The sequence below is a fragment of the Campylobacter sp. TTU-622 genome (assembly GCF_016598965.1).
Taxonomy (GTDB): Bacteria; Campylobacterota; Campylobacteria; order Campylobacterales; family Campylobacteraceae; genus Campylobacter_D.
The window spans coordinates 1-1,016 of sequence record NZ_JAENKR010000176.1; the positions used below are offsets into that span (position 1 = coordinate 1).

Genomic DNA, 1,016 nt, shown 5'->3' on the forward strand with positions numbered 1-1,016 from the left:
GGAGGATCAAAATAAAGTATTAATTCTTCTTTATTTAAATCACAAACCAAGCGCGGTAAAATTTTAAAACTATCACCTTGCAAAATTATCATTTCATTACTTATATTTTTAGCATTTTGTAAAGCTATTTGATAAGCTTTATTATCAAGTTCTATAGCATAAGCTTTTAAAGCTTCATTGCTTAAGGCTTCAGCAGCCATTAAAGCACTTCCTCCAAAAACTTCTATAAAAATTTTTTCTCTTAAAATATCTCTTAAAACATTAAATACACAAGCTTTTACTATGCTTTTTGTGCTTCTTGTAGTATCAAAACTTGGTAAAAGAATTTTTTTACCTTTAAATTTACCACTCTCAATGAGAGTATAAAGTTTTTTAGAATTTTTTATTTTGAAATTTCCTTTTTTTAAATAAATACTATCCATCATTTAAAACTTGGATTAACTTATTTTTTAAATTTATAATAGATTTATCAATTTCTAATTGATAACTTTTTTTAAATTCATTAGCTATTGAATCAATTTTAGCTTCTAAAATTCTTCTTTGTTCATCTGCAATTTTTTGTGCTGCAAGTTTTAATGCCTCATCAAATTCTTTTAAAGAAGCAAAAAGCTCCTCTTTACTAAAAGGGATAGTTAAAAAAGGAGAATTCTCGCTAATGATAAACAGAGGTTTAGAACTTGGAATTTTTTCATCGCAAATAATAAAATCACAATCTTTTTTCATAACCAAATAATCTTTTAAAAAAAGCTCTAAAGCTTTTTCTATAATAAGATCTTTACATTCAAGAGAAATTTTCATATTAAAGTAACCTGTAAAGAATGGTTTTTCAAAGATTCCATCTTAATACCAGCCATAAGAGCAAAAAATTCATAATGACTTAAAATATAAAAATCATCAAATTCTCTACCACTTATTTGCATTAACTTCTTAGAACAAGAATCAAGCATATAAAAATCACTTGGAGTATCAACTATTAAAAAATCACAACCAGCATCATAAGCTTGAAGTATAATATC

2 protein-coding genes and 1 pseudogene are annotated in these 1,016 nt (G+C 25.1%); all 3 read right to left on the reverse strand.

Going from position 1 to position 1,016, the window contains the following annotated elements; genetic code table 11:
* A partial coding sequence (locus JG677_RS08285; protein WP_234284678.1) for an RsmD family RNA methyltransferase occupies positions 1 to 422 on the reverse strand: 422 nt, incomplete at its 3' end.
* Positions 415 to 798, reverse strand: coding sequence for an ornithine carbamoyltransferase (locus JG677_RS08290; RefSeq protein ID WP_200169615.1), 384 nt, complete (start codon positions 796 to 798; stop codon positions 415 to 417). The genes JG677_RS08285 and JG677_RS08290, both read right to left, overlap by 8 nt.
* A pseudogene (locus tag JG677_RS08295) lies at positions 795 to 1,016 on the reverse strand (hypothetical protein); the annotation flags it as partial. The pseudogene JG677_RS08295 and the gene JG677_RS08290, both read right to left, overlap by 4 nt.